Source organism: Halochromatium sp., from assembly GCF_054919635.1.
In genome coordinates this window covers 1-6486 of sequence record NZ_JBUDPI010000223.1, presented here as the reverse complement: position 1 = coordinate 6486, position 6486 = coordinate 1, and the positions used below count along the sequence as shown (strand labels likewise).

3 protein-coding genes are annotated in these 6486 nt (G+C 63.6%); 1 reads left to right on the top strand and 2 read right to left on the bottom strand.

Translation table 11 applies throughout. From position 1 onward, the window contains the following. Nucleotides 1–78: 78 nt before the first annotated feature. Nucleotides 79–1578, bottom strand: a complete 1500-nt coding sequence (gene putP, locus ACY693_RS13115; protein ID WP_462322274.1) for a sodium/proline symporter PutP — start codon at nt 1576–1578, stop codon at nt 79–81. A 173-nt stretch (nt 1579–1751) separates the two neighbouring features. Here putP and ACY693_RS13110 point away from each other — a divergent pair, with 173 nt between their 5' ends. Then, nucleotides 1752–5507 carry a sulfite exporter TauE/SafE family protein gene (locus tag ACY693_RS13110; protein ID WP_462322273.1) on the top strand — a complete coding sequence of 1252 codons (3756 nt, stop codon included), beginning with the start codon at nt 1752–1754 and terminating at the stop codon, nt 5505–5507. A gap of 21 nt (nt 5508–5528) precedes the next feature. Here ACY693_RS13110 and ACY693_RS13105 read toward each other — a convergent pair. After that, a partial coding sequence (locus tag ACY693_RS13105; RefSeq protein WP_462322272.1) for a metallopeptidase TldD-related protein occupies nt 5529–6486 on the bottom strand: 958 nt, incomplete at its 5' end.

Below are 6486 nucleotides of genomic sequence, written 5' to 3'. Positions count from 1 at the left end.
GCGCTCCCTGTTTGGACTTTGCGTCTAGCAAGGCTGGACTGAGCACCGGCTTAGGCGCTGGCCCGTTATGACGACTGCTCAGCCTTGACGCAATGCCTGACGGTAACGCTCGAATCCCTCGCGAATGGCCTCGTTTGGCGGCGCGGTTGCCAAGCTTGCGAGGACGATGGCAAGACTGGCCAAGATCACGCCGGGGACAATCTCATAGAGGTCGAACAGCCCGCCCTCGAGCTGCTTCCAGACCACCACGACGAGTCCGCCGGTGATCACGCCGGCGATGGCGCCAGACCAGTTCATCCGCCTCCAGTACAGACTGATCAGCAGCACCGGTCCGAAGGCGGCACCAAACCCAGCCCAGGCATAGGCGACCAGTCCCAACACCGTGCTATCCGGATTGGTGGCCAACAGCAAGGCGACCAGCGCCAACAGGACCACTGCCGCGCGACCGACTAGCACCACCTCGCGCGGACTGGCTTGGGAGCGTAAGAGCTGCCGATAGAGATCTTCGGCCAGTGCCGATGAGGAGACCAAGAGCTGCGAGTCGGCGGTGCTCATGATCGCGGCGAGGATAGCGGCCAGAAGGATGCCAGCAATCACCGGATGGAAGAGGGCATCGACCAGGATCATGAAGATGGTCTCGGAGTCGGTCAGCTGCCCGCCGAGGTTGTTATCGACATAGGCGGCCCCGGCGAGCCCCACCAGTACCGCGCCGATCAGGCTCAGAGCGGTCCAACTGACGGCGATGCGTCGGGCTGTGGGGACATCGCTAGCACGGCGGATGCCCTGGAACCGGGCCAGAATATGCGGCTGGCCAAAGTAGCCGAGACCCCAGGCCGCCAACGAGACGATCGCTAGCAGGGTGAGCGGTTGGCCGTCTTTATCGACCCAGAGTGTCAATAGCTCTGGATTCAGCTCGCGCAGGGTTGTCGTCATTTCACCCCAGCCGCCGTCGCTCTGAATCGCGATCACCGGCACGATCAGCAGCGCTGCGGCCATCAACAGGCCTTGCACAAAGTCGGTCCAGGACACGGCGAGAAAGCCGCCGAACAGGGTATAGGAGACGATGAACAGGGTGCCGATGATGACCGCGATCAGATAGTCGAGCCCGAATACCGTCTCGAACAGCTTCCCGGCCGCAACCAGCCCCGAGCTGGTGTAGAACAGGAAGAATAGCAGCACGAAGAAGGCGGCTACCGCTTGCAAGAGATGACCCCGGTCGCCGAAGCGGTTGGCGAAGAATTCTGGGATCGTTAGGGCATCCTTGGCCTCGACGCTATAGGTCCTGAGTCGCCGCGCGAGCAGGAGCCAGTTCAGCCATGTGCCGAGCAATAGGCCGCCGGCTAGCCAGAGCGACTCGATGCCGGAGGCGAAGGCAAAGCCGGGAAGTCCAAGCAGGAGCCAGCCACTCATGTCGGACGCGCCCGCCGAGAGCGCTGCTGGCCAAGGCCCGAGGCTGCGGCCGCCGAGGAAGTAGCCCGACGAGTCTGTCGTCCGTCGATAGGCCCAGAGGCCGATGGCGAGCATGAACAGGAGGTAAACGGCGAAGGTGGCGATGACGGCGGGACTGGCTTCGATCATGCGGGGGCTTCGGGTCAGGTGGCTGCGGTATTGTGGTGAAAATCTAACATGCCGATGGCTCCAGGTCTCTGATTCTCGCGCCAGTGCACGCGAAAACCGGTCATAGCGTCTGGCAATCGGTTAGAGTTGCAAGCATTCGGCCGCCATCCTATCCGCGCCGTCACCGTTTCAGTATGTCCATCGTCACCGCCAAGGCCTTTCGGCAACAGGTCATGAAGCCGGCTGAGGGGCTGTTTCTGTTCCATGCGCGAGCGATCGAGCGGCTCATTGAAGGCCAGCTCGGAGAGCGCTTGGCCGGTGTCTCGATACCGGACCTGCCTTACTACTTGATGCCGCGAGCGGACTTCCTGCTCGGGCTCGAGACCGAGAACGCAGAGGCACTATCGGTCATCGAAGGGCTGCAGCTCCCGGAGCAGGTGATCCTGCTGCCCAGCCCCCCGAATCAGCGCCTTGAGCAGCGCAGCTTTACGCGTCTGCGCTACGACTACTGGGCGCGATCCTTCGAAGCGGAGGTGGCGCGTACCTGGCAGGCTGCCTGTGAGTGTGATGAGCATAGGGAGCGCCTCGGTGCGAGCGCCTTGCGTGAGCTGATTGGCGACTATGCCTTCGCCGAGCTGCGCGAGGTCTTGAGTCACGACGGACTCATCCTGCCGGTATGGGATGATGATCTCGTCTGTCGCAGCTTTGTTGCCTTCGTTGTCCGGCTGCGTTACTTCGCACCTGGCGCGCGCGGATTCTTCTTCCCAGCGATTCGCGACTGGCCTCGGGTGGACCGTTGGCTGTCAGCGGCGGGGCTTGACCTTCCGCGTCCGTTGGTGGATGAGCGCCTTCCCCGGCTGCTGCTCAAGAGCCGGCCCGGCGGCAGCGGCGGCCTGAGCTCAGATGGGCCCTTGCTCCCGCTCGCGCTGCCCTATGGGCGCAGCGACCCTGACCTCAGGGAGGTGATCGCACGCAGGCGGCCGAAGATCCCTATGTCGCACGCGGGCATCACTGCGGCGCCATCGGGCCGCAGTCGAGCCAACGCGATCGCCGGTGCTGCAGTAGCCGATGACTCGCTTGAGCAGCGCCTCCTCAATGCCTTCGCGCGGGGGGTGCGCCTGGATCTGCGTCCGGACTGGATCGAGCGCTTCGGTGATCAGTTGGGGATCTGGCGCACCCGCTTGCTCGGTGCGCTGCGCTGGGTCCCTCCGGTGCTGCCCTGGCGATTGTTACAGCGCAAGCGTCGCATCAGTGCTGCCGCAAGTCTGCAGCGCGATGCTGACCTGCGTGCGGGCGTGATCTTGTTCGAGCAGTCGGTGGCAGCGGCGGTTCGCGCTCAACGCGGTGGCCATCTGGCGCTTGCGCTGCGTCGGCTAGCGGTCGCACGACGGCTGGCACGTCGCTTGATGCCTGACGGCCGGGCACTCTCAGTACCACTCGAGCAGGCCATCGCCAAGCGCGAGGGCCTCGTCGAGGCCCTACTGGCCGACGGTCTGGCTGAGCGCTGGACGATGGATCAGGCCGCGCGCGCTGAGCTCCATGCACTGGTGCATCGGTTGGCTGGCGATGACCGAGGTCAGTATGGTGCGCCTGCGGCGCAAGGGCTGATGGGCTGCCTTGAGCAACTGCTTCTCAAAGGCCCGACCGACTACTACCGGCTCCGACTCGGGCGCTGGCTGTTGCATCTCGGGCGTACCCCGATCCGGGAGGCATTGCCGTTCCAGCCCCTGCTCAAGGCCTTGCGGGCGCTCGAGACCAGCCATGCCCGGCTCGACGAGCAGCCCTGGCCCATAGCCGAGCTCGAGCGCTTCTCACGCCTGCTGAACAGTCTAAACGCCTCGATCACAGGTCGGTTGGATACCGAGCTGGCCCCACGCCTCGAGCAGGCCATGCAAGAGGCCGATTTCGTGCCGCGCAACCACCGCGAGATCGTTGCCGCGCAGAAGATGAAATTGGAGCTGCTAGACGTGATCAAGCATCGTCGGCATCTCAAGTTCACCGATGTCCGCGACATCGTCGCGCGCAATATCTTGCGCCTGCCTGACCCGACTTGGAGCGAGTTCTTTCGCGGCGATCGACTGCGGCGCTTCGACCGCACTGCGGAGCGCGCCTTGCCCGGCGTCTACCGTCCCGGTGAGATCTACATCAAGGGGCTGCAACAGCTGGGTGCGCCTCTGTTTGGCACGCCCTTGGGTCGCGACATCCTGCGCTATCTGTTGCTGCCTTTTGGCGGCTCGTACCTAGTGCTGAAGAGCCTGGATCTGCTGCTTGCGCTGATCCCGTTCCTGGAAACAGGGTTTCATCTCACCGAGACCACCTCGGTGGTGCTCAGCGGCGCCCTGATCAACCTGGTCGCCTACACCGGGATTGGCCGGCACCTGGCCGAGGCCATCGTCTTGGGCGGTTGGCGCATCCTGCGCTTCCTGGTCTGGGATGGCCCTCACGGACTGCTACGTTGGTGGCCTGTTGCCGGTCTGTTGAGCACTGGTCTGATGCGCGGGCTTGGACGGAATCTGATCCAGCCCCTGCTGATCGGCATCTTGCCGCTAGCTCCCATCATCGCACTGGCGGTGCTGGTCGAGGAGGTTCCGATCGAGCCCGGCCTCTGGCTGCTTGGGCTAGCATTCGCGCTTGGCACGCTGGCGCGAAATACACCCGCGGGCCGACGCTTCCTGGACAACCTGAGCACGCGCATCGGTGCCTATCTGCAACGCCTTAATCAGGCGCTGTTCATTGGCTTGATCCAGCAGCTGCTGTTCTTCTTCAAGGAGGTAACGCGCCGCTTTTCGCAGCTCCTGCACCGCGTCGACGAAGGACTGACCCATCACCTCAGCGAGCGTTGGACGAGTCTGGCTATAAAGGCAGTGTTAGCCCCGATCTGGCGCTTTTCAGAGGCACTGATCCAGTTCTATGTGACTGTATTGGTGGAGCCTCAGGTCAATCCGGTTAAGCACTTTCCGATTGTCACCATTGGCCATAAGCTGCTATTGCCGTTCTTGCCGGCGATTACAGCAGCCTTCGTCGAGATCACCGAATCGGTCTTGCCTAAGGTCGTCGCCTATCCGTTCGTCACGCTTACCATTGTGCTGCTGCCGGGCCTGTTCGGCTTCTTGGTTTGGGAGCTGAAGGAGAACTGGAGGCTTTACGAGGCCAATCATCGCCAGCGCCTGCACAAGCTCGATCTGGACCTGGCTATCGATACGCCAATCGAGCCCGCTAACGTGGGCGCGCATGGCGAGACCATGCGCGGGCTGATGTGTCGCGGGTTCCATAGCGGAACCTTGCCGAAGGGCTTTGATCGACTGCGCAAGCTGATTCGCCAGCAAATGCGTGACGATATGAACTATCCAAAGCGGGTGCGCCGCTGCCAACGCCAGCTTGAGGAGGTCGAGCAGGCGATCGGGGTGTTCGTTGATCGTGAATTCTCCTTTGCGCTACGCGAGCGCTGTCGCAACCCGGATTGCACCCTGACCCGTATCGAGACCAATATTCCCCGGCTTGCGACCGAGCTGGTTGAGATCACCGTCGCGATCTATCCCCGGGTGGGGATGGCGACAAATCGTGCGGATGACGATGCCGGTGGCTCTGATCCCACTCGACAAGGCGATGGCGTTGAGAGACCGGTCGTGCAGACGGGACGCTACCCGATCAATGCCGATGATCAGTGCGATGGCGTTGCAGACCCAAAGCCGATCATGCTTGGTATCCGAATCGCCTTTGATGGACGGAAACTGCGTTTTGTCACCGAGCTCAGCGGCTCGACCGAGCGCATCGGGTCGCGCTGCTGGGCAATGATCGGCGAGGACCTCCGGCTATTCGTCGGTCGTGCCGGCGCCGATTTGCGCGGGCTTGAGATTGCGCTGCCAGGCAGCGCAAAGCCAGCCTCTGGCAAGGAGCAGATCGGCGCACCCAATGACCGGATGCAAGCCGTCCTGACAGGCGCCGTCTAAGGCAATCGCCTAAGCGAGGGCTCAAAGCGTCAGATTGAGGCTGCTGACCAAGGCGCCGGGGAGCAAAGTGCTGGCGGTGGAGCGGCCACCGTAGGTCTCGGCGGAGAGGCGCAGCTCGCGCTCGCGGGTGAGGGCCTCGAGCTGGTCGCCGAGCAGCCGATAGAGGCTGTCGTCGAAGCGCATGACCGCGACGGGCGCGATCAGCTCGCCGCGCTCGACCCAGAAGCTGCCGAAGCGGGTCATCCCGGTGACGCGGCAGGCGTTGCGGTCGGACCAGTTCCCGTACCAGAGGTTGCCGATGTAGAGCCCAGTGTCGAGCGCGGCCAGTGCTTCTGCGGTCGGCAACGAGCCGGCTGCGAGCGCCAGCGCCTCCGGCCATTCCGCGGCCGCGTTCACCGTTGCACGATATTCCTTGGCCGAGCGGGCATCGGCGAGGCAGTGTCCAAAGTGGCCCTGCTCGATCAGTGCAACCTGTTCTGGCTTAAGAAAGCCCTCGTCGGTAAAGCCTGGTGTCAGGCCGCGGCTGTGGTCCTCGGTCAGGCTGAGGATGGGGCTCAGGCTCAGCTCGCCCTCGGCCAGGTGCAGCAGCGGTGTTTGCTGGGTGCGGTGATCGCGCAGCCCGAACCCGCCCCAGGCGAGCATGTCGAGCAGCTCCTCGAGCGCGGCCGGGGCCAAGAACGCCCGGTACTGGCCTAGTTCGATCTGCCGGACTGGACGCGCCATCACCGCGAGCTGTTGGCGTTGCTGCTCGAGCCGCGCCTGGATGGCGCTTGGCTCCCAGTCGAAGCCGCTGTAGCTGTCCTTGACCGCTTTATCGGCCTGCAGATAACAGCTCCAATCGAGGTGGAAGCTGCAGCTCTGATGCCAATGGCGATGCCCGATCGAGCTGGCGAGGCCAGTCGCCATCTCACCGGCGGCATAGATCCCGACCAGGTCCAGCCCCGCAGCCTGATCGGTCAGCGTGCCGATAGCCTCGGCC

Coding starts and splice junctions, on each gene's coding strand:
- ACY693_RS13110 (WP_462322273.1), top strand. CDS start 1,752: ATGTCCATCGTCACCGCCAAGGCCTTTCGGCAACAGGTCATGAAGCCG.
- putP (WP_462322274.1), bottom strand. CDS start 1,578: ATGATCGAAGCCAGTCCCGCCGTCATCGCCACCTTCGCCGTTTACCTC.